Source organism: Trueperella abortisuis, from assembly GCF_030811095.1.
Classification (GTDB): Bacteria; Actinomycetota; Actinomycetes; order Actinomycetales; family Actinomycetaceae; genus Trueperella; species Trueperella abortisuis.
Genome location: NZ_JAUSQL010000001.1, coordinates 224,022 through 248,100 on the forward strand (window position 1 = coordinate 224,022; position 24,079 = coordinate 248,100).

Below are 24,079 nucleotides of genomic sequence, written 5' to 3' on the forward strand. Positions count from 1 at the left end.
CGGGCCGGCTGGCTTTCGCCAGCCGGCCCGTCAGCGTCTGTTACTTACGTGTCCAATCTTGGGGGTACATGCCGAGCATCGGATCTTGCGGATCGATGCCGGAGATATCCGACTTGTAGGCGGAGACCCGGTTGACCGGATTCGGCATCCACAGGACGGGCAGGTCTTCGGCGAGGAAGTCGTTGTAGTCCTTCATTGCCGACTCGTCGGAGGAGACGAGGGTGGCGTCGATGAGCTTATCCGCCTCCGGGTTGGAGTAGGCGCCGAGGTTTACCGGCGCGCCGGTGGCGAACAGGCGCTGGCCCGAGGCGAAGGGCGGGTAGTACCAGGAGCCTTCGGAGCCGAAGAAGGATAGATCCCATTCGCAGTTGGGGTCGTCCTTCTTGCACACCTGCGAGACGGCCACCGAGTCGGGAACCTCCTGGATCTCCAGCACGATGCCGAGCTTGCCGAACTGGGACTTCAGTTCCGCCATCATGTCGTGGGTGGCGGTGAAGCCGGACTGGGAGATGAGGGTGAAGCGCATTTCTGCGCCGGCCTCGATTCCTTCGCCGCACTGGTCGGCGCCGGTGCCGGGCTTTTCACAGGTGGTCACGCCGTCGGGGTTGATGGCCCAGCCGTGATCTTCGAGCAGCTTTCGGGCGGCGTCGGGGTTGAAGGAGTAGGCGCAGCCCTCGGTGGTGCCGGCGGCGCCGGGCTCCTGCGGGACGGGCCCGCAGGTGGGGGCCGCCATGCCCTTCCAGATGACCTTGGAGATGGTCTCCTGGTCAATCAGTTGCTGCATGGCTTGGCGCACGTACTTCTGGGCGAAGATCGGCCCGGACTTGGGGTGGTTGAAGTTGAACGGCATGTAGGTGATGGACCAGCCGTACCACGGGGAGACGGTGTAGCCCTGGCCTTCGATGTAGTCCTGCTGGGAGATGTTGCCGGCGGGGATGTAACCGTAGTCGATGCCGCCGGCGCGCAGGGTGTTGAACTCGGCGTCGTCGGAGGTGAAGGGCTTGTAGATGACGTGGCTGAAGGTGGCCGGGTCGGGCCCGTCGTAGGAGTCGTTGGCGACGAGCTCGACCGCGCCGGACGGGGTGTAGGAGGTGAGCTTCCAGGGCCCGGAGACGGTCTGCCACAGGGCGTTGCTGGCGTAGTTGGCCGGATCCTCCGCGGCGGCACGCAGGTAGGCGTAGATGTCCTTGGCGTTTTGCGGATCGGTGAAGTCGACGATCTCGCCGTCGTCGGAAGTCTTGGCCCAGGCGTGTGCGGGCATGGGCCGCACGGAGTTGAGCTGGTTGCCCACGAAGTAGCCGCCGGAGAAGGGTTCGGTGGTGGTGATGGTGAAGGTCTTGTCGTCAACGATCTTGAAGCTGGTGACGTTGTCGGGGAAGCCGCCTTCGCGGTAGGAGGCCCATTCCGCCTTGTTGTTGAGGACGAGGTTGTACCAGAAGTCGATGTCCTTGGTGGTGAGCTTTTCGCCGTCGGACCAGGTGCGATCCTTGAGGGTGATGGTGTAGGTCAGCCCGTCGTCGCTGATCTCGGGGATGTTGGCGATGGAGCGCTTTTCGTCGATGTTGAAGGGGTGCTCGCCGTCGAGGGTGAAGGAGTACATCGAGGGGTAGAGCATGTCGATGAAGATGGCGTTTTCGCCCTGGGTCTTGCCGGGGGCGGAGATGGGGAAGATCCACGTGGGGGTGTCCATGGCGACGGTGACGGTCGACCCGTCACCGGCGGCGGAGCCTGATGGATTGGTGGCGCCTGAGGGCGTGGACGAGCTTCCACTGCCGCAGGCGGACAGGAGCAGGGCGAGGCCTGCCACGGTGGCGACGATGCTAGCTCGCCGTGATGCGCGGGTCATGTGTGCCTCCTTTGGCTCACGTTCTGTGCCGTGCGGCACAAAACCTAGGATTGTTTTCAAAATAGCAGGATGTGATCCAGCATGTGGGGTTTTTGGAAAACTTCTTGCCAATTTAGAAAATCAATTGCGTTGGTTGGATCTTAGTGGTGATATAGGAAACACAACCGTCGTCGATGAAGTGAGGCATCCATGGCTAGCGAACAGGGTTTTGCTACTGTGAGCCCCGATCTGCTTGAGTCCGCCTACCGGCTCATTCGCGCAGGCGCGGCCAAGAACCGTTCAGACTTGAGCGAGAAGCTCGGCGTGTCGTCGTCCACGGCGTCGAACATCGCCCGCTCGCTGGTCAGCCAGGAGCGCGTGCGCGAGGTCGAACCCGCCTCCCACGCTCGCGGCAGGCGCTCCACCCAGCTGGAGAGCATCGCCCCGCCCGTGCTCGTCGCGGCCGCGGAAATCGGCACGAGCCACGTCCGCTACGCGCTCTCCGATCGCGTCGGCCCGATCGTGGAGGCCCAGGAGGCGCCGATCGACCTCACCCCCGGACCGCGTCCGGTCCTCGAACGCCTGGTGGACCTGTGGCGCGAGCTGCGCGACCGCGAGTTTCCCGGCGCCGACATCCTCGCCGCCGGCATCGCGGTTCCCGGCCCGGTGGACGCGAGCACGCGGCGCATCGTCTTGCCCTCGCGCATGCCGGGGTGGCACGACGCCGACGTGCGCGCGATCGTTGCCGAGCTGGCGGACATGGATTGCGTGGTGGAGAACGACGCGCGGGCGGCGGCGCTCGGCGAGGCGAGTGTGCGCGGCCCGGAACACCAGCCCCTGCTCTACATTAAGGCCGGCTCCGGGATTGGCGGCGCGCTGGTGATCGACGGCAAGATTTACACGGGCGGGATGGGAATTGCTGGCGACGTGTCCCATGCGCGCGTGGTGGAGGATTCGCCGTTTGTGTGCGGGTGCGGGAAGTCGGGCTGCTTGGAAACCGTGGCGTCGGGCGCGGCGATTCGCCGGGACGCGGCACCGTTCATGGAGCTGGGCTCGATGGCGGAGCTGGTGGAGGCGGGCCAGAATCAGTTCCCGCAGATCACCCAGCTGATCCGCAATTCGGGGATGCTGGTGGGCAAGGCGCTCGGGCCGCTGATTAGTTTCGTCAACCCCTGCGACGTGGTGGTGGGCGGCGCGATGAGCGAGCTGACCGCCTTCATGAACGCGTTTCGGGTTTCGCTGCTGGGTTCGGCGGTGCCGATGGCGACGGAACGGCTACGGATCGAGGCGGCGAGCCTGGGCGCGAATTCGGCGCTGACGGGGATAGCCCGCAGCGCCCATGACCTGGTGGTCAGCGCTCCGGTGCAGTGACGGGAGAGATTGTGGACAACACGTTTGAACATCGAACCGGGCCGGCGGACTTGGCCGCCCGCACCACCTACCCGGCACACGAGGTGCCGCAGTGGTTCACGGAGGCTAAGCTCGGCTTCTTTATCCACCTGGGCATCTATTCGGTGCCGGGTTGGGCCTATAGCCGCGATCCGGGATGCACGACGCCGCCCGAGCTGGCCTACGACTATCACGAGTACGCGGAGTGGTACGCCAACACGGTGCGCATCCCTGGCTCGCCGTGCGCGACGTGGCATGAGGAGACCTTCGGGGTGGGCACCAGCTACGAGGACCTCGCCTTTAGCTTCGCGCCCTCGCCGGAAAACCTGGCCAACCTGGTCGCTGCGCTGGTGGCGGCGGGCGGGCGCTACATCGTGCCGACCACGAAGCATCACGACGGCTTTTGTTTGTGGGACACGGCAACGACGCCGTTTTCCTCCGTCTCCCGTGGCGGCCCGGACGTCATCTCCGTGGTGGCGGACGCCACCCGGGCGGCCGGCGCCCGGCTCGGCCTGTACTTCTCCGGCGCGCTCGACTGGCACGTGTCCCACTTCCCGCCTATCCGCTCGGACGAGGACCTTTTCGCCTTTCGCCGCAACGACGAGGCCTTCGCCCGCTATGCCGCCGGCCAGCTGAGCGAGCTGATCGACCGCTTCCATCCGGACCTTTTGTGGAACGACATCGACTGGCCCGACGCCGGCAAGGGGCCGCAGGAGTGGGGTTTGTCCGCCATCCTCACCCGCTACCTGGCCGAGCACGAGGCCACGATCAACGACCGCTGGGGGATCCCCTTCCACGGCTACCTGACCCGCGAGTACACGCAGGTGGACGAGCCGCTTCCGGAAATGTGGGAGTCCACTCGCGGTCTGAACCGCTCGTTTGGGTACAACCGCAACGACAACCCCGCCGACCGGCTCAGCGGAGCCGAGGCGGCCTGGCTGCTTGTCGACGTCGCCTCCCACGGCGGCAACCTCCTGCTCAATGTGGGCCCGCGCGCCGACGGCTCGCTCGACCCGTATCAGGCCCGCGTGGTTGCCGAGCTCGGGGAGTGGATGGGGACCTACGGGCGCTACATCTACGCCTCTACGCCCGGGCCTGCGCCCTTCTCCCTGCTCACTGCGGGCGCGACGGCCTATTTCGTCCGCGAAGGCGACCCCGCCGGCCCGCCCGGCGCCGCCGCGGCTGCGGCCGGCGCCTCCGCCGCCGATCCTTCGCGCGCTTTCTGGCTCGCCCCGGACGGCAGCCGCATCCCGGCGTCGTGCCCGGCGCCGGCTTCCTCTTTCCCCGTCGCTCTCATCGTTGAAAGGTAAGTTATGCGCATCGCAATCGCAGGTATCCACATCGAGTCATCCACGTTCTCGCCGCAGCCGGCGGTGGCGGAGGACTTCGAGATCACGCGCGGTGAGGAGGTGCTGGGGCGCTACGGCTGGATCCACGAGACGTGGAGCAAGGCGGTGACGTGGCTTCCGATATTCCACGCGCGAGCGTTGCCCGGTGGCGTGCTGGAGCGGGCCACGTATGAGGCCTGGAAGGCGGAGATCCTCGACGGGCTCGCCGCCCTCACGGAGCAGGCGCCGCTGGACGGCTTCTTCTTTGACGTCCATGGCGCCATGAGCGTGGCCGGGCTCGACGACGCCGAGGGCGACCTCATCACCGCGATCCGCGCCGTGATCGGGCCGGAGCCGATGGTCTCCCTGTCCACGGATCTGCACGGCAACGTCTCCGAGGCGCTGTTCGCGGGGTGTGACCTGCTGACCACCTACCGGGAGGCCCCGCACGTCGACGCCCTCGAATCCCGCCGCCGCGCGATGAAGAATCTGGTCACGCGCTTGCTGAGCGGGCAGGGTAAGCCGGCGAAGGCGCTGGTACACATGCCTTTTCTTCTGCCCGGTGAGCGCACCTCCACCCGCCTCGAGCCGGCCGCTTCCCTCTATGGGCGCATCCCGCATCTGGAAGCGATGCCGGGGATCTTGGATGTGGGTTTCTGGATCGGGTTCGCCTGGGCGGACCAGCCGCGGTGCAAGGCGGCGGTGGTGGTCACGGGCGATGACCAGGAGCTGGTGTCCGGGGTGGCCCGCGATTACGCGCGGGAGATCTGGGCCCGCCACGAGGAGTTCGGCTTCGTGGCGCCGGTGGACTCAATGGACGGCTGCTTGGAGTGGGCGCGGACGGCCGCCCGCCCGACCTTCATCTCCGACACGGGTGACAACCCGGGTGCCGGCGGCGCCGACGACGTCACCTTCGCCCTCTCCCGCCTCCTGACCTTCCAGCCGGTGGCTACCGGCGAGCTGTCCGCGATCTTCGCCTCGATTCACGACGCCGCCACGGTGGCGCTCGCGGCCGAGGCGGGCGTGGGCGCCCGGATCGAGGTGCGACTCGGCGGGAAGATCGACGCCCGTGAGCCGGGCACGCTGGCCCTCAGCGTGCGGGTGGAGAACCTGGCCGTCGACCCGCGGGCTGGCGAGGTGGCCGTGCTGCGGCCGTTGGGGGAGGGCGGGCCGAGCGGCGCCGTCGTCGTCGTGACGCAGAACCGCATGCAGTACGCCACTGAGGAGGCGTTCACGATCGCGGGGCTCAAGCCGCGCGAGGCGGACGTGGTTGTGGTGAAGATCGGCTACCTCGAACCCGACCTGTATGAGATGGCGGCGGCGTGGAAGATGGCGCTCACGCCGGGCGGCGTAGATCAAGATTTGCTGCGGCTGGGCCATTCGCGCATCGACCGTCCGATGTATCCTTTCGATGAAGGTTTTGAGTGGGAGGCACAGGTCACGTGTTAGAGATTGCAGTGCAGGACGCCGCGGGCGCGCGGGTTGCGCGGGATGCGGGCGCCGACCGGGTGGAGGCGTGCAGCGCCCTGGAGGTCGGGGGCCTGACCCCGTCGCTTGCGATGGTGGAGGCGTGCGTGGTGGAGGGCATTCCCGTGTGTGTGCTCGTCCGTCCGCGCGCGGGTGACTTCGTCTACGACGACGCCGAGGCGGCGATCGTCGCCAACGACGTGCGGTGGGTGGTCTCCCGCGGGGCCGCCGCCGTGGTGGTGGGCGCGTTGCGCGAGGGGCCGGCGGGCCTTGAGTTGGACGTGGCGCGGCTGCGCCAGTGGGCCGAGGCGGCCAGGGAGCGCAACCCGGAGGTGGACGTGGTGGTTCACCGGTGCGTGGACGTGCTGTTTGGCGCCGGGGTCGGGCCGGCGGAGGTGGCGCGCCAGCTGGCAGAGGTGGGCGGCGTGACGCGCGTGCTGAGCTCGGGCGGCAAGTCGCTCGCCGGCGACGGCGCTCCCGTGCTCGCGCAGTTGAAGGCCGAGTTGGATCGGCTGGGCGCGGGTGTCACGGTCATGGCTGGCGGGGGAGTGGCCCTGGAGGCGATCCCCGCCCTGCGCGAGGCCGGGGTCGAGGAGTTTCACATGTCGGCCCGCCGTGAGATCGCCACGGGTCCCACCGGTCCGGGTGGGGGCCAGAGCGTGCGGTCGGTGACGGACGGGGAGCTGGTGCGGGCGGCTCGCGCCGCGATCCGCGGGGCGCAGGCACACGGCGATTAAAACGGACTGGACGATTGTGGGGCGATCTTCGTATATGGCGAGATCGCCCCACAATCGTCCGAGTTTTCTTAATTCGCGGCCGGCTGAACCGGTCCGGGGCAGCCGGCTCTGACGCGGAACGCACACTATATCACCAGAATTTAGTAAGGGTTCCCCATGAATTCAGCACCCTGTTCAATATGTGATATGTCAAACAAGGCGCTGAACTGCGGTTTTAATCGTTTTCGCGGCAACGTTGGATCTACGACGATGGTCCCTTGTACAATAGAACGCACGAAGCGCTAATCATACGCACAAGGCTATAGCATGGTTTTTGCGGGGGGGGGCTGTCAAGGCGAGTCGTTTGATTGCTATAGGTTGCCTGCCGGGCAAATGAATTCTCGTTTCTGTTGATATGCGCCCCGATTGAGTGGCGAACAAGCTCAATGTGAATCCAAATTGAGAGGAAGGAGAGATTTGTGATCTCTCGGATAATAAAGAAAGCGATGGCTGTCGTAGGCACAACGGCAATCGTCGCTACCGGGCTTGCAGGAGGGGGTGCCATAGCGGCGCCCACTTCTGACGGCGCCGGTGGAGCTACGGCCGTACGGTCGATTGGGACGGCGATCGAGTCGACCGGTACGGGCAATGCGCCCTACACCGTGTCGGGCACGGCGCGTTTCATCGAGTCCTACGCCTCGAACAATACCGGGGTGGACTACAAGGGCCCCATCGAGGGTGTGAAGGTCTACGTGCAGTGGCGAGAGGGAGCCGGCAACGCCGACTTCCCGTACAGCTACTCCCCGATCTACTACACCACCACGGATGCGCAGGGTAACTTCTCGATCGACATGAAGCCCTACTTCGATACGATCGGGCGCGTGCGCTACTTCGAGGGGAATACCACCACTGGCGCCGCCGGCACCAAGGATTTCGCGGGTAACGACTCGCGCCTCGGCTGGCAGGAGAAGGTCCGCATCTGGGCTCAGCTTCCGGACGGAGCTAAGGATCAGTACCGGCTCATCAACCACTACGCCACGACGTGGGCGCCCGATCAGCCTATTGTAGATCTCAGCATGATGGCGAGCTGGGATAGTGGGCAGTCCTCCATCCGCGACGTGTACATCAACTACGCCAAGAACACGGACAACATCCTGGCCAAGCAGGATCGTAATCTGTGGGCTGTTTCCGGCGAGGGCAATAACGTCGGCAATGGTCTTGACGGCCGTGTCGGTGGAACGGTGTTCTGGAACGCAACCGTTCCCAACGGTGCGCTCGACTTCTCTACGTCGATGATCAACCAGGCGGGCGGGGATTATCCGCTGTCCGGCATCGAGATCCAGGGCTCCTACCTCAGCGATGAGGCGGTTGCCAAGATCAAAGAACACGCAAAGGCGGCCTTCGCGGGCAAGACCCTGCGCGGAAAGGACTGGACCGCGGACGACGAGAACGCGCTGCAGGCCTGGATCAGCGAGCAGATTAAGGCCGATCCCACCTGGATCGCGGAGACCGTGACCGCGACGACGGGCGCGGACGGAAGGTACCAGCTTTACTTCCGCGGCATTTACGGAAACGCTGCCGATTCCTGTGGCATCGTCTCTAAGGATAAGTGTCACCAGCTGGCCGGCTCGTGGAAAGAGGGTTCGTTCCTCAACGGCAACCTGGGTTCCAAGCACACCAACTGGGACTGGATGTACGTCGGCCCGGTTGATCTTCCGAACAACGTGGGAGTTATGTCGCCGTGGGCGATCCAGCGTTGGCAGTATGCAGGTGGTAGCGGAACCTGGGGTGGTGCCAGCTTCGGCCAGGTTGGTTTCACCGGTGGCGGCTTGAACGATAACCTCACTCTGGCGGACATCGTCCTGTCCCCGGCTCCGCTCGAGTTCGACGTCGTCAACTACGACACCCAGCTCAACCCGGCCGCGCCTGGCGACACCGCCAAGACGTACACCGGCGGCGTTCTGACGAACGAGAACCTCACCTACGACATCGTCTGGACCGATCAAAAGGGCAACCAGGTCCACGAGTGTACGGGTCTCAAGCCGGAAACGAACCTGAGCCTTGCCTCGTGCGACTATCAGGTCCCCGAAGATCTGACGGCCGACACGGTCTACACCGCCACCCTGTACGGCGTGAACGTTGATACTGGTAAGCGGGGTGCGGCTCTCGCCTCGGACGCCTTCCTCGCCACCCGCGGCACCGAGCTGCCGTGGGGCTCGAAGTACTCCGACTACGATGCGGCAGCACTTCCGGAGGCACCGAACGGGACTACCCTCTCCGGGCTCACCGCTGACGGCCTGCCCGCCGGCCTGAGTATCGATCCTGCCACGGGCAAGATCACGGGCAAGCCGACCGAGACCGGCCGCTTCGTCGTGAAGGTGAAAGGAAACGCCTCCGTTCCGCGCAATGGCGCCGACCATGTCGACGTGCAGCTTGCGCGCACCTACATCATCGTTGTCACGGACACCCCGCTTGCGCCAGGCGTTCGCGGCACCGAATACAGCCAGGAAGTCACGCCGACCGGTTTTGAGGACGCCGGCTACACGCTGGGCGAGATCAAGTCGGTGGAGAACCTGCCCGCGGGTCTGACGTACAACGCGGACACCAAGACGATCACCGGCACTCCCACCGCGATCGTCGCCGCTGACGAGGAGACCCCGAACGTCACCGTCACCTACACCGTGACTCGCCAGACTCCGGACGGCCCGGAAACCAAGGACGTCACGGACATCGTTCCGTTGCCGGTGGCTAACGGCGACGCCGACGGCGATAAGGTTCCGGATCCGGTTGATCCGGCTAACCCGCAGCCGGGTGAGGATCAGTGCCCGGATACGCCGAAGGGCGTGACGGTTGATGAGAATGGTTGTTCGCTTGCTCAGCTGTTCGAGCCGGCTTACGCCGATTCGACGGCTGTTGCCGGTGGTGATCCTGTGACCGTTTCTCCGACCTTCACGAAGAAGGGCTCGGAGGATAAGGTCGACGCTCCTGAGGGTACGACCTTTGCTCTTGGCGAGGGTGCTCCCGACTGGGTTCAGATCAATGACAAGACCGGTGAGATCACGTTCACCCCGGGTGCCGATGTTACGGCTGGCCCGGTTGACGTCCCGGTTGTGGTGACCTACCCGGACAACGGTGGTACCGACGCTGTCAACGCGAAGGTGACCGTCCTTGCTGACTCGGATGGCGATAAGGTTCCGGATCCGGTTGATCCGGCTAACCCGAAGCCGGGCGAGGATCAGTGCCCGGATACGCCGAAGGGCGTGACGGTTGATGAGAACGGTTGTTCGCTTGCTCAGCTGTTCGAGCCGGCTTACGCCGATTCGACGGTTGAGGCTGGTAAGACCGCCACTGTGACCCCGACCTTCACCAAGAAGGGTTCGGAGGATAAGGTTGACGCTCCTGAGGGTACGACCTTCGCTCTTGGCGAGGGTGCTCCCGACTGGGTTCAGATCAATGACAAGACCGGTGAGATCACGTTTACCCCGGGTGCCGATGTTCCGGCTGGTGCGGTTGACGTCCCGGTTGTGGTGACCTACCCGAACAACGGTGGTACCGACGCTGTCAACGCGAAGGTGACCGTCACGGTGACCGATACCGATGGGGACAAGGTGCCCGACGGTAAGGATCAGTGCGCGGATACGCCTGCTGGCGCAGTCGTCGATATCACAGGCTGTGCTGTTGCTCCGTCGGTTCCGAACGTTCCGGCGATCAACGGTGAGGTTAACAAGCCGATTGATCCGGTCGAGGTTCCGGTTGCTAACCCGGGTCAGGCTACTGATCTGGTTTGCACTGCCACTGGCCTTGCTGCTGGTCTGAACATTGCTTACGACGCGGATAAGGGTGCGTGTGTGATCACGGGTACCCCGACCGCTCCGATCAATGGCGACTACACCGTCACCGTCACGGGCAACCGCCCCGATGGTGATAAGGGTAAGGTCTCCGAGTCCGGTACTGGCAAGATCACCGTCACCGAGCCTGCTGCTCCCGAGCCTGGCGATAAGGACGGGGACAAGGTCACCGACGATAAGGATCAGTGCCCGGATACGCCTGCTGGCGTGAAGGTTGACGAGAATGGTTGCTCGCTTGCTCAGCTGTTCGAGCCGGCTTACGCCGATTCGACGGCCGTTGCCGGTGGCGATCCCGTGACCGTTTCTCCGACCTTCACCAAGAAGGACACCGAGGGCGCGGTCACCGCGCCTGAGGGTACGACCTTCGCTCTTGGCGAGGGTGCTCCGGCGTGGGCCAAGATCGATCCGAACACCGGTGAGATCACGTTCACCCCGGGTGCCGATGTTCCTGCTGGCGACGTTAACGTCCCGGTTGTGGTGACCTACCCGGACAACGGTGGTACCGACGCTGTCAACGCGAAGGTGACCGTCCTTGCTGACTCGGATGGCGATAAGGTTCCGGATCCCGTTGATCCGGCCAACCCGAAGCCTGGCGAGGATCAGTGCCCGGATACGCCTGCTGGCGTGACGGTTGACGAGAATGGTTGTTCGCTTGCTCAGTTGTTCGAGCCGGCTTACGCTGATTCGTCGGTTGAGGCTGGTAAGACGGCCACTGTGACCCCGACCTTCACCAAGAAGGACACTGAGGGCACGGTTACCGCGCCTGAGGGTACGACCTTCGCTCTTGCTGAGGGTGCTCCTGACTGGGCCAAGATCGATGAGAAGACTGGTGAGATCACGTTTACCCCGGGTGCCGACGTTCCTGCTGGTGCGGTTAACGTCCCGGTTGTGGTGACCTACCCGGACAACGGTGGTACCGACGCTGTCAACGCGAAGGTGACCGTCACGGTGACCGATACCGACGGGGACAAGGTGCCCGACGGTAAGGATCAGTGCCCCGGTACGCCGGAGGGTGCGACGGTCGATGAGAACGGCTGTGCTGTTGCTCCGACGGTTCCGAACGTTCCGGTGATCAACGGTGAGGTTAACAAGCCGATTGATCCGGTCGTCGTTCCGGTTGACAACCCTGGTAAGGCCACTGATCTGGTCTGCACCGCCACCGGCCTTGCCGATGGTCTGACGATTGCGTACGACGCGGAGAAGGGTGCGTGTGTGATCACGGGTACCCCGACCGCTCCGATCAATGGCGACTACACCGTCACCGTCACGGGCAACCGCCCCGATGGTGATAAGGGTAAGGTCTCCGAGTCCGGTACTGGCAAGATCACCGTCACCGAGCCTGCTGCTCCCGAGCCTGGCGATAAGGACGGGGACAAGGTCACCGACGATAAGGATCAGTGCCCGGATACGCCTGCTGGCGTGAAGGTTGACGAGAAGGGCTGTGCTGTTGCCCCGTCGATCCCGGCTGTTCCGGTGATCAACGGTGAGGTTAACAAGCCGATTGATCCGGTCGAGGTTCCGGTTGCTAACCCGGGTCAGGCTACTGATCTGGTTTGCACTGCCACTGGCCTTGCTGCTGGTCTGAACATTGCTTACGACGCGGATAAGGGTGCGTGTGTGATCACGGGTACCCCGACCGCTCCGATCAATGGCGACTACACCGTCACCGTCACGGGCAACCGCCCCGATGGGGATAAGGGCAAGGTCACGACCTCTGGCACCGGCAAGATCACCGTGACGGAGCCTGCCGCTCCCGAGCCTGGCGATAAGGACGGGGACAAGGTCACCGACGATAAGGATCAGTGCCCGGATACGCCTGCTGGCGTGAAGGTCGATGAGAATGGTTGTTCGCTTGCTCAGCTGTTCGAGCCGGCTTACGCTGATTCGTCGGTTGAGGCTGGCAAGACGGCCACTGTGACCCCGACCTTCACCAAGAAGGACACTGAGGGCACGGTCACCGCGCCTGAGGGTACGACCTTCGCTCTTGCTGAGGGTGCTCCCGACTGGGCCAAGATCGATCCGAACACCGGTGAGATCACGTTCACCCCGGGTGCCGACGTTCCTGCTGGTGCGGTTAACGTCCCGGTTGTGGTGACCTACCCGGACAACGGTGGTACCGACGCGGTCAACGCGAAGGTGACCGTCACGGTGACCGATACCGACGGGGACAAGGTGCCCGACGGTAAGGATCAGTGCCCCGGTACGCCCGAGGGTGCGACGGTCGACGAGAACGGCTGTGCCGTTGCTCCGACGGTTCCGAACGTTCCGGCGATCAACGGTGAGGTCAACAAGCCGATTGATCCGGTCGTCATCCCGGTTGACAACCCTGGTAAGGCCACTGACCTGGTCTGCACCGCCACTGGCCTTGCCGATGGTCTGAATATCGCGTACGACGCGGAGAAGGGTGCGTGTGTGATCACGGGTACCCCGACCGCTCCGGTCGATGGCGATTACACCGTCACTGTCACGGGTAAGACCCCGGATAGTGGCAAGGAAGTCAACACCTCGAGCGATGGCAAGATCACCGTCACCGAGCCGGAGGCCCCCAAGTCCCCGGATTGGGGTAATGGTTCGGGCAAGCCCGGCGAGACCGTTGTGATCCCGAATGACGGCGGCCCGGTTCCGGACGGCACCACGGTCGAGACTGACGGTCCGGGCAAGGTGACCATCGATGAGAACGGCAACGTGGTTGTCGACATCGATAAGGACGCCAAGCCTGGTGACAAGATCGTAGTTATCGTCAAGGACAAGGACGGCAACGAGATCGACAAGATCGAGGTCACTGTCACCGATCCGGACAAGCAGCCCGAGGCCGATAAGCCGAACTGGGGCGATGGTTCCGTCAAGCCTGGCGAGACCGTTGTGATCCCGAACGACGGCGGCAAGGTCCCCGACGGCGCTAAGGTCACGGTCGACGGCCCGGGTAAGGCTCAGATCGACAAGGATGGCAACCTCGTCATCACCGCCGATCCGAACGCCAAGCCCGGCGAGAAGATCACGGTGACCGTGACGGACAAGGACGGCAACGTCCTCGATACGTCCACGATCACGGTCGCGGGTAAGGCTGCGGCGAAGTCCGGTGCCGGCAAGCTCCCGTACACGGGTGCTACCGTGGGCGGCTTGGCTGCTGCGGCTACCATGCTGACTGCGGCTGGTGCATTCCTGGTGTCGCGGAAGCGTCGGGAGGACTAATCACCCTCGGGTGAGAGTCCACCTCTAGCGCGAGGATCCCCCGGTGTTCTGAAAAGAACCCGGGGGATCCTCGTATATGCTGGCGCGCCCAGCGGGCGGCGCCGGCCGGCTGAACCGGCCGGCGCCGGCTAGAAGAAGTCCGGCGCCGGGATGCCGACGTAGACGGTCTGGAGGTAGTCCTCGATGCCTTCCTTGCCGCCCTCACGCCCCATTCCCGAATGCTTCATGCCACCAAAGGGCGCACCCGCGTTGGAGATGGTGGCCGAGTTGACTCCCAGCATGCCGATCTCCAGCCGCTCGGCCAGCCGCATCACGCGGTTCATATCCTTGGTGTGGAAGTACCCGCCCAGGCCCACCGAGTCGGCGTTAATGACCCTGATGAGCTCGCGCTCGTCGCTGAAGCGGATGATGGGTGCGACCGGCCCGAAGATCTCCTCGGCGACGATCTCGGATGCCGGATCCACGTCCACGAGCACGGTGGGTTCAAGGAAGAAGCCCTTCCCAGCCGGCCGCCCGCCGCCCACCTTGACCTTCGCGCCGGCGTCGACGGCCCGCTCGATCATGGCGCTGACCTCGCTTAGCTGCTTCTCGGAGATGAGCGGACCCACCTCCGTCCCCTCCTCCAGGCCGTCGCCAACGCGCTGCGCGGCGATCCGGGCGGAGAACTTCTCCACGAACTCCTCATAAACGGCGTCGTGAACGAAGAAATGGTCGGCGGCGTTGCAGGCCTCACCCATGTTGCGCATCTTGGTGGCGAGCGCGGCATCGACGGCGGCGTCGATGTCGGCGTCGTCGAAGACGATGAAGGGCGCGTTCCCGCCAAGCTCCATGGAGGTGCGCAGCACGTTATCCGCCGCCTCCTTCAACAGCGCCTTGCCCACCGCGGTGGAGCCGGTGAAGGACAGCTTGCGCATGCGCGGATCCTGGATAAGCGGGCCGGTGATCGGCCGGGAGCGCGAGGAGGGCAGCACGGCAAGCACGCCGGCGGGCAGACCCGCCTCGCGCATGATCTGGGCGAAGAGGAGAGCCGTCAGCGGCGTCTCTTGCGAGGGGCGCAGGATAGCGACGTTACCGGCGGCGAAAGCCGGACCCGCCTTGCGGGTAGCCATGGCAAGCGGGAAGTTCCACGGGGTGATGAACAGGCAAGGGCCGACCGGCCGACGTACCACGATCGCCTGGAGATGCCCCTCGGGTACGCGGAAGTAGTCCCCGCGGATGCGGGCGGCTTCCTCGGAGAACCAGCGCAGGAATTCCGCGCCGTAGGTAACTTCGCCGTAGGCCTGGTCCAGAGGCTTGCCCATTTCCAAGGTCATGACGGTGGCAAGGTCGTCCCGGTACTTGCCGGTGGCGAGCTCGAAGGCGCGGCGCAGGATCTCGGCGCGCTCGCGCGGGGCGGAAACGGCCCAGGCGTGCTGGGCCTCGACTGCCAGATCCATGGCGCGGGCGGCGTCGTCGGGCGTGGCGTCGGCGACGGTGGTGAGCACCTCGCCGGTGGCCGGGTTGAGCACCTCGAAGCGCTGCCCGGAGGAGGAGTCGGTGAACTCGCCGTTGAGGAAGATGCCGGTGGGGATCCGGTCGAGGAGGGCTGAAATGTGAGGATTCATGGTTGCCTTTCCGCTCGCACTGCGTTGTGCGGGGCGTCTGTGTTGTGTCAAGTTCAGGGTAACGACGCCGGCAGCTGAGAGCCTCCGAATCATCTTCCCGAGAAACTTTGAAAAACCTCTTGACGTTGTGGGATCTATGGTACATGATCGTATATACGATCGTACACGTAATCATATACGATCGGCGGGGAGGTCGCGCAAGACCTTTCCACAAGGTTCACGGAAGTCGAGCAAAGGAGCCAGGCTTTGAACATCGTCACCCAGACGTACGGTGAGGTCGGCAAGATCATCGCCGTCCACCTGTCCTACCCCTCGCGCGCGGCACAGCGCGGGCGCACCCCCGCCGAGGCCTCGTACTTCATGAAGGCATCCTCCTCCCTCAACGGCCCGGGAGAGGTGGTGCGGCCCGCCAATACCGAGCTGCTCGTCTTCGAGGCCGAGATCGCGCTCGTCATCGGCACGGCCGCGCGCAACGTCTCCGAGGCGGACGCCTGGGGCCACGTCTCCCACGTCACCGCCGCGAACGACATGGGCCTGCTCGACCTGCGCGCCGCGGACAAGGGCTCCAACGTCCGCTCCAAGTCCGGGGACGGCATGACCCCGATCGGCCCACGACTCATCCCCACCGACGCCATCGACCCGGCCCGGCTACACGTCCGCGCCACGGTAGACGGCCAGGTAGTCCAGGACGACTCCTCGGCCACCCTCCTCTTCTCCTTCGCCCACATCATCGCTGACCTCTCCCGCGTCATGACCCTCGAGCCGGGCGACGTCATCCTCACCGGCACCCCCGCCGGCTCCTCGGTGCTCCAGCCGGGCCAGACAGTCACGGTCGAGGTCTTCTCCGAGGACGACCCGCACCTGACCTCCGGCGAGCTCACGACGACGGTGGTGGCCGGCCCCGCCCTCGCCGACATCGGCTCCGCCCCCGCCGCCGACGACAAGCAGCGCATCGACGCCTGGGGCTCACCCGAGGCCGCCGGCCTCGCCCCCGCCGAAGCCGAGTTCGAGCTCACCGCCGAGCTGCGCGAACGCATCTCCAACCTGGCCGTCGCCACCCTGTCCTCCCAGATGCGCCAGCGCGGCTACCCGAACGTCTCCATCGACGGCGTCCACCCCATGCGCGCCGGCCAGAAGATCGTGGGCCGGGCCCGCACACTGCGCTACGTGGGCCACCGCCCGGATCTATTCAAGAAAGTCGGCGGCGGCTACAACGCGCAAAAGCGCGCGATCGACTCGGTGGGCGAGGGCGAGGTCCTCGTCATGGAAGCACGCGGCTTTGAGTTCGCGGGCACGCTCGGCGACATCCTCGCCCTGCGCGCCAAGGTACGCGGGGCGGCGGGCATCATCACCGACGGCGCGGTGCGCGACTGGGCCGCCGTCGCCGAGGTCGGCCTGCCGGTCTTCGCCCAAGCCGCCCACCCCTCCGTGCTCGGCCGGCTCCACATCCCGTGGGACACCGACCAGACCATCACCTGCGGCGGCGTCGCCGTCCAGCACGGTGACGTGATCGTCGGCGACGACGACGGCGCAATCGTCATCCCGCCCCACATGGTCTGCGAGGTGGTCGAGGCCGCGGAGAAGCAGGAATCCGAAGAGACGTTCATTGCCGAGATGGTCGCCGCCGGGGAGTCGGTGGACGGCCTCTACCCGCTGGGCCCCGCCTGGCGGGAACGCTACAACGAGTGGCTCACGGCCAACGGCCACGCCCACGCTGACAACCACGAAGGAAGGTAACCATGGCGAATAAACCCGCGGGACTGCCCGACCACATCCGCCACTACATCAACGGCGAGCTCGTTGATTCCATCTCGGGAGACACCTTCGATGTCCTCGAGCCGACCACGAACGAAACCTACATCCAGTGCGCCTCCGGCGACAAGGCCGACGCCGACGCCGCCGTCGCCGCCGCCAAGGCCGCCTTCGACGAGGGTAGCTGGGCGAACATGCTGCCCCGCCAGCGCGCCCAGATCCTCTACCGCATCGCGGACGAGGTGGCCAAGATGAACGACGAGCTGGCCGCCATCGAGTCCTACGATTCGGGTCTGCCCATCCGCCAGGCCAAGGGCCAGGCCAACCGCGCGGCGGAAAACTTCCGCTTCTTCGCCGACCTCATCGTGGCCCAGGTCGACGGCGCGTTCAACATGCCCGGCCGCCAGATCAACTACGTCCACCGCAAGCCGCACGGGGTCGCCATCCTCATCACCCCGTGGAACACGCCGTTCATGCAGGAATCCTGGAAGCTGGCCCCGGCCCTGGCCGCGGGCGCCACCGTGGTGCTCAAACCGGCCGAGTTCACCCCCGTCTCCGCCTCGCTATGGCCGGGAATCATGGAACGCGCGGGCGTGCCCGAGGGCGTGTTCAACATCGTCTACGGCTTCGGCCACACCGCCGGCGACGCCCTGGTCAAGCACCCGGACGCCCCGCTCGTGTCGTTTACCGGCTCGCTCGCCACGGGCAAGAAGATCTTCGAAAACGCGGCCCCCTACATGAAGCACCTCTCCCTCGAGCTGGGCGGCAAGTCGCCGGCCATCATCTTCGAGGACGCGGACTTCGACAAAGCCCTGGACTCCACCCTCTTCGGCGTCTTCTCCCTCAACGGCGAACGCTGCACCGCCTCCTCGCGCCTGCTCGTCCAGCGTTCCATCTACGACAGGTTCGTCGAGGCCTACGCCGAGCGTGCGAAGAAAATCGTGGTGGGGGACCCCTCCGACCCCAAGACGGAGATCGCGGCGCTCGTTCACCCCGAGCACTACAAGAAGGTCACCTCCTACATCGAGATCGGCAAGGGCGAGGGCCGCCTAGTCGCCGGCGGCGGCCGCCCGGCCCACCTGCCCACCGGCAACTATGTTGAGGCCACGGTGTTCGCCGACGTGCCGGCCTCGGCCCGCATCTTCCAGGAGGAGATCTTCGGTCCCGTCGTCGCCATCACCCCCTTCGACACGCAGGAGGAGGCTATCGCGCTCGCCAACGACGTCGAATACGGACTCGCCGCCTACGTGTGGACGAACGACATCGCCCGCGCCCACAACGTCGCCGGCCAAATCGAATCCGGCATGGTCTGGATAAACTCCCACAATGTTCGCGACCTTCGCACCCCGTTCGGCGGCGTGAAGGGCTCCGGCCTCGGCCACGAGGGCGGGTATCGTTCGCTGGACTTCTACACCGTCCAGCAATCCATCCACGTCACCCTCGGTGACGTTCACACCACCCGGTTCGGGGCCACCGGATACGCCGATGGTGACCTCGGCCTTGGTGGACCGAGCGCCTAGCGGGTGCCGGCGCCGGGCGGCCCGCCCGGCGCCGGCCACACCCCACACCGCCTCGACACAAGAAACTGTCAACCCACGATTGAACAAGCCCCAACGGAGGGGCGCACCCCTTGAAATATTCAGCCAAAGGAGACTGAACATGTCCGATATCACCAAGGTTCCGCAAGCACCGGCGCCGGACGTCCTGCGCTGCGCCTACATGGAGCTCGTCGTCACCGACCTGGAGAAGTCGCGCTTCTTCTACGTGGACGTCCTGGGCCTCGTCGTGACGAAGGAAGACGAGAACTCGATCTACCTGCGCGCCGCGGAGGAGTTCATCCACCACAACCTCGTGCTACGCAAGGGCAAGGAGCCCGCCGTCGCCGCCTTCGCATTCCGCGTGCGCTCGCAGGAGGACGTGGACAAAGCCGAAGCCTTCTACCAGGAACTCGGCTGCGAGACCCGCCGCGGCGACTTCACGGACGGAGTGCACAACGCCGTGCGCGTCGTCGACCCGCTCGGCTTCCCATACGAGTTCTTCTACGAAGTCGACCACGTCGAGCGCCTCGCCTGGCGCTACGACCTGCAGATCCCCGGCCAGATCGTCCGCCTCGACCACTTCAACCAGGTCACACCGGACGTGCCCTCCGCCACCACATACATGGAGAACCTCGGCTTCCGCACCACGGAGAACATCAAGGACGACGCCGGCGTTACCTACGCCTCCTGGATGCGGCGCAAGGCCACCGTCCACGACACGGCGATGACCGGCGGCGACGGCCCGCGCATGCACCACATCGCGTTCGCCACCCACGAGAAGCACAACATCCTCGCCATCTGCGACAAGCTGGGCGCCCTGCGCATCTCCGACCAGATCGAGCGCGGCCCGGGCCGCCACGGCGTCTCCAACGCCTTCTACCTCTACCTGCGCGACCCGGACGGGCACCGCGTGGAGATCTACACCCAGGACTACTACACGGGCGACCCCGACAACCCCGTGGTCACCTGGGACGTCCACGACAACCAGCGCCGCGACTGGTGGGGCACCCCCGTCGTCCCGTCCTGGTACACGGACGCCTCCCGCGTGCTCGACCTCGACGGCAACATCCAGCCCCTCGTGGCCCGCACCGACGCGCGCGAACTCGACGTGACCATCGGCGCCGACGGCTTCTCCTACACCCGCAAGGACGACGCCGAGAGGGGCTTCAAACTCGGAGAGCAGATCTGATGGGTGCGGCCAACACCGGCGCCGCCCTCGTCCTGTCGACGAAGAGGAAGGAAGACCGCCGCGTCGCGCTCGGCACCCTCGTGGGGACCGCCGTCGAGTGGTACGACTTCTTCATCTACGCCAACGCCGCGGCGATCGTCCTCGCCCCGCTGTTCTTCGACCCCTTCGTGCAAGGCGCGGGGGAGGTGGCCGGCCGGCTGATCTCGTTCGCAACGGTCGGCATCTCCTTCTTCTTCCGACCGCTCGGCGCGGCCGTCGCCGGGCACTTCGGCGACAAGCTGGGACGCAAGACGATGCTGGTTGCCACGCTCATGCTCATGGGATCGGCGACCTTCCTCATCGGTCTGCTCCCCACGTACGACTCGATCGGCGTGGCGGCGCCCATCCTCCTCATCGTCCTGCGCATCCTCCAAGGATTCGCAGCCGGCGGCGAGTGGGGTGGCGCGGCCCTCATGGCCGTGGAACACGCCCCCACGCACCGGCGCGGCCTCTTCGGCGGCTTTCCGCAGATCGGCGTCCCGCTCGGCATGCTGCTGGCGACCCTGGTGTTGGCCATCACCTCTCACCTGACCACCGAGGACCAGTTCGCCAGCTGGGGCTGGCGCGTGCCCTTCCTCCTGTCCATCGTCCTCGTCGTCATCGGCTTCGTCATCCGCATGGGGGTCTCCGAATCCCCGGTGATGGAGGAAATCCGCAAGGCCGACGAGCAGGACGAACAGGTGCGCCTGCCGATGGTGGAGATGTTCCGCACCGCCTGGAAGCCCCTCATCCAAGGAGCAGTCATCTTCGCCGGCAACGGCGTTGCCGGCTACATGATCACCGGCGGCTACATCCTGTCCTACACGACGAACGACCTGGGCCTAGAACGCTCAGTCATCCTCAACCTCGTCTCCCTCGCAGCCCTCATGTGGATCGCCTCCACGATCTTCTCCGCGTGGGTGTCGGACATCATCGGCCGCAAGAAAACCTACATCATCGGATTCCTCATCCAAATGGTGTGGATCTGGGTCGTGTTCAGCTTCCTCGACACCGAGAACTACGGGCTCATCGGCCTGGGCATGGTGGTGTTGGCGATCCCGATCGGCTTCACCTACGGCCCGCAGTCGGCGATGTTCGCTGAGATGTTCCCGGCCAAGATCCGCTACTCGGGTGCCGGCCTGGCCTACGCGTTCGGCTCGATCCTCGGCGGCGCCTTCGCCCCGTTCATCGCAACCGCGCTGCAGGCCAAGTTCAACACCTCCATGGCCGTGGCCGCCTACATCTTCGGCGTCACCGTCATCGCGTTTATCACGCTCCTGACACTGAAGGACCGCACGGGCCGCGACCTCAGCCCCGCCGCCGACGGCGAACTGAACGAGGTACTCACCGACCTGTCCCGCGGGGACGGGGTCCTCGAATCGACCTTCGACCGCGGGGCCGGGTTCTAAACCCTTCCCAGTAAACTGTGGGGTCATAGGCACCTGCCTCGCGGCAGAGGCACCCCAGTCGGCGCCGCCGGCAGCCGGCCGTCGTCGTCGGCAACCGGCAGCAGCCAGCAGCCGGCCGTCGTCGTCGGCAACTATGACCCCACAAAAGGAAATGAACATGACAGTGCAAACATCGAAGTCCACCCAGGTCTACGAGGAGCTCCGCGACGGGATCGTCAACGGACGCTACTCGCCGGGATACAGGCTCACCCTGTCCACCCTGGCCAAGGAATTCGGTGTGTCCACCGTACCCGTCCGCGAAGCCATCCGCTGGCTGCAAGCCGAGGGACTCGTGGAATACACGCACAACGTGGGGGCACAGGTCTCGCAGATCGACGTCTCCGGCTACGCCGAATCGTTCGCCACGCTCGCCTACCTCGAGGGGGTGGCCACCGCGCTCGCGGCCAGCGCCATCACCCCCGACGACCTCGAGCGTGCCCACACCATCAACAACGAGATGCGCTTCCTCGTGGAGGCCCTCACCTTCGACTCCGCCGCCTACCGCCGGCTCAACGGTGAGTTCCACACGCTGCTGTGCGCTCCGTGCCCCAACTCGCGCGTCCTCACACTCCTCACCGCCGAGGCCGAGCGCGTAACCCTTATCCGCCGTTCCTCATTCGCCTTCGACCCCCAGCGATCAAGCATCTCGGTCGAACAACACGCCCACCTCCTCGAACTGATCGAGTCGGGGGCCGACGCCCAGACCATCGAGAACTATGCGCGCCAACATAAGCTCGCCTCGCTCGAGCGTTCATTGGCGTCAGCCACATAAGAGACAGGGGCCTCGCCCCCTGGTTTCACAACGAAGTGAAAGGTTTGACAAGTGAAATTCCATCACCACGGTTACGTTTCCACCAACCCGCGCCGCAAGGCCGCGGCCGGGATCGGACTCGAGCGCTGGGAGGCCCCGGAGGCGCCACACCCGGACATGCCGCAGAACATCGACGTTCTCATCGTTGGCGCCGGGCCGGCCGGCATGATGACGGCCGCCTCCCTCTCCGTCTACGACGACATCAACGCCGTCCTCATCGACAAGCGCCCCCACCGCCTCATCCTCGGCCAGGCAGACGGCATCCAGGCCCGCAGTGTAGAAACCTTCCAGGCCTTCGGCTTCCGCCACGAGATCGTCGATGAGGCCTACCAGATCACCGAGACGGCCTTCTGGAACGACGATCCGGACAACCCCGGCAACATCATCCGTACCGGCTGGACGATCGACGATGAACACGGCATCTCCGAGTTCGAACACATCATCGTCAACCAGGCCCGCGTGCTCGACTACTTCGCCGAGTTCATGTACAACCAGCCCTCACGCATGCGCCCCCACTACGGGTGGGAGTTCCTCGACCTCGAGGTCGGCGCCGGCAGCGAAGACTACCCCGTGCGGGTCAAGCTACGCGGCTCAGGGGAGTGGAACAAGGGCGAGGAGGTGAGCGTCAACGCCAAGTACGTGGTCGGCACCGACGGCGCCACCTCGGGCGTGCGCAGGTGCATCGGCGCCACCCACACCGGCAAGATCTCCTACCACGCGTGGGGCGTGGCCGACGTCATCGCCCGCACCGACTTCCCCGACATCCACACCAAGTGCATCATCCACTCCAAGGCCGGCTCCTCCCTCCACATCCCGCGCGAGGGCGGCTACCTCTTCCGCTCCTACATCGACCTGGGCGAGGTGGCCGAGGACGACAACCACAAGATCCGCCAGACCCCGCTCGAGGAAATCCTGAAGAAGTGCAACGAGATCTTCCACCCCTACACGATTGACGTGCAAGACACCGCCTGGTGGTCCGTCTACGAGGTGGCCCACCGGGTGACCCAGCGCTTCGACGACGTGCTCCCCGAGAACCGGGACAAGCAGGACCCGCGCGTCTTCATCGAAGGCGACGCCTGCCACACCCACTCGGCCAAAGCGGGCCAAGGCATGAACGTCTCCATGCAGGACGGCTTCAACCTCGGCTGGAAGCTCGGACAGGTGCTACGCGGCTACTCCTCGCCGTCGTTGCTACACACCTACAACGGCGAGCGCCAGCAGATCGCCCAGGACCTCATCGACTTCGACCTCGAATGGTCCGCGCGCATGGCCGACCCGGAAGGCGAAGGCATCGAGGAGTTCTACCTCAAGACAGCCGAGTTCCCGGCCGGCTTCATGACCGAATACCCCGTCGGCCTGCTCATCTCAGGGGAGGCCAAACAGGAACTCGCCACCGGCTACCCGCTCGGCAAACGCTTCAAGTCAGTGGAGGTCACCAGGCGCAACGACGCCAACTACCCGCACCTCGGCCACCTCCACCAGGCCGATGGGCGCTGGCGTATCTACGTCTTCGCCGACCAGGCCTCGCCGAAAGACAAGGACTCCAAAGTGGCGAAGTTCGCGACATGGCTGGAGAAGGACCCGGCCTCGCCGCTCGTCCGCCACACCCGCCCCGGCGACGACGCCGACACCCTCTTCGACATCAAGGTGATCTACCAGCAACACCACCACGACTTCGAGGTGACAGACGCGCCGGCGGTCTTCCGCCCCAAAACCGGCCCGTTCCAGATCGAAGACTGGAACCAGGTCTTCTCGGTTCACCCGGAGATTGACATCTTTGACGAGCGCGGGATCTCACGCGACGGCGCCGTCGTCGTCGTTCGCCCCGACATGTACGTCGCTCACATCACCTCGCTCGAGGACACCGAGTCGCTGACGAACTTCTTCGACCCGATCTTCGACCTGTCCGCAAACACTCCGGCGGCCGCGCGCCCCGGCCAGTGACGAAAGGAAG

13 protein-coding genes are annotated in these 24,079 nt (G+C 65.3%); 11 read left to right on the top strand and 2 right to left on the bottom strand.

All coding sequences use genetic code 11. The features are described 5' to 3' along the window. Positions 1-40 precede the first annotated feature (40 nt). Positions 41-1,846, bottom strand: coding sequence for a peptide ABC transporter substrate-binding protein (locus tag J2S45_RS00925; protein ID WP_307634228.1), 1,806 nt, complete (start codon positions 1,844-1,846; stop codon positions 41-43). Positions 1,847-2,035: 189 nt separating this feature from the next. Here J2S45_RS00925 and J2S45_RS00930 point away from each other — a divergent pair, with 189 nt between their 5' ends. The 5 genes from J2S45_RS00930 (at position 2,036) to J2S45_RS00950 (ending at position 13,765) form a co-directional block, all read left to right on the top strand. Then, positions 2,036-3,196: an ROK family transcriptional regulator gene (locus tag J2S45_RS00930; protein ID WP_307634229.1), complete on the top strand. Its 1,161-nt coding sequence runs from the start codon at positions 2,036-2,038 to the stop codon at positions 3,194-3,196. Between the two features lie 11 nt (positions 3,197-3,207). Continuing rightward, positions 3,208-4,524 (top strand): alpha-L-fucosidase, encoded by a 1,317-nt coding sequence (locus J2S45_RS00935; protein ID WP_307634230.1) that lies wholly within the window; start codon positions 3,208-3,210, stop codon positions 4,522-4,524. 3 nt (positions 4,525-4,527) lie between these two features. Further along, positions 4,528-5,991 (top strand): M81 family metallopeptidase, encoded by a 1,464-nt coding sequence (locus J2S45_RS00940; RefSeq protein ID WP_307634231.1) that lies wholly within the window; start codon positions 4,528-4,530, stop codon positions 5,989-5,991. Then, a complete protein-coding gene (locus tag J2S45_RS00945; protein ID WP_307634232.1) occupies positions 5,985-6,746 on the top strand; it encodes a copper homeostasis protein CutC in 762 nt (253 codons plus the stop codon). Before J2S45_RS00940 ends, J2S45_RS00945 begins: the two co-directional genes overlap by 7 nt. Positions 6,747-7,231: 485 nt before the next feature. Continuing rightward, on the top strand, positions 7,232-13,765 hold the full coding sequence (locus J2S45_RS00950) for a Rib/alpha-like domain-containing protein (protein ID WP_307634233.1): 6,534 nt from the start codon (positions 7,232-7,234) through the stop codon (positions 13,763-13,765). A 128-nt stretch (positions 13,766-13,893) separates the two neighbouring features. On the opposite strand, the gene J2S45_RS00955 is transcribed toward J2S45_RS00950, so the two are convergent. Next, positions 13,894-15,369 (bottom strand): NAD-dependent succinate-semialdehyde dehydrogenase, encoded by a 1,476-nt coding sequence (locus tag J2S45_RS00955; RefSeq protein WP_307634234.1) that lies wholly within the window; start codon positions 15,367-15,369, stop codon positions 13,894-13,896. A 246-nt stretch (positions 15,370-15,615) separates the two neighbouring features. Between J2S45_RS00955 and J2S45_RS00960 the strand changes: the two genes are divergently transcribed. From J2S45_RS00960 to J2S45_RS00985, 6 genes are all read left to right on the top strand, one after another. Beyond that, the gene (locus J2S45_RS00960; protein ID WP_307634235.1) at positions 15,616-17,106 is read left to right on the top strand and encodes a fumarylacetoacetate hydrolase family protein; all 1,491 of its coding nucleotides are present in this window, start codon (positions 15,616-15,618) and stop codon (positions 17,104-17,106) included. Positions 17,107-17,108: 2 nt separating this feature from the next. Then, positions 17,109-18,641, top strand: coding sequence for a 5-carboxymethyl-2-hydroxymuconate semialdehyde dehydrogenase (gene hpaE, locus J2S45_RS00965; RefSeq protein ID WP_307634236.1), 1,533 nt, complete (start codon positions 17,109-17,111; stop codon positions 18,639-18,641). Positions 18,642-18,780: 139 nt separating this feature from the next. Next, positions 18,781-19,848: a 3,4-dihydroxyphenylacetate 2,3-dioxygenase gene (hpaD, locus tag J2S45_RS00970; RefSeq protein WP_307634237.1), complete on the top strand. Its 1,068-nt coding sequence runs from the start codon at positions 18,781-18,783 to the stop codon at positions 19,846-19,848. Then, positions 19,848-21,275: an MFS transporter gene (locus J2S45_RS00975; protein ID WP_307634238.1), complete on the top strand. Its 1,428-nt coding sequence runs from the start codon at positions 19,848-19,850 to the stop codon at positions 21,273-21,275. Before hpaD ends, J2S45_RS00975 begins: the two co-directional genes overlap by 1 nt. A gap of 157 nt (positions 21,276-21,432) precedes the next feature. After that, the gene (locus J2S45_RS00980) at positions 21,433-22,086 is read left to right on the top strand and encodes a GntR family transcriptional regulator (protein WP_296931974.1); all 654 of its coding nucleotides are present in this window, start codon (positions 21,433-21,435) and stop codon (positions 22,084-22,086) included. A 51-nt stretch (positions 22,087-22,137) separates the two neighbouring features. Then, entirely contained in the window at positions 22,138-24,069 is a 1,932-nt protein-coding gene (locus J2S45_RS00985; RefSeq protein ID WP_307634239.1) for an FAD-dependent monooxygenase, read from the top strand. Positions 24,070-24,079 lie beyond the last annotated feature (10 nt).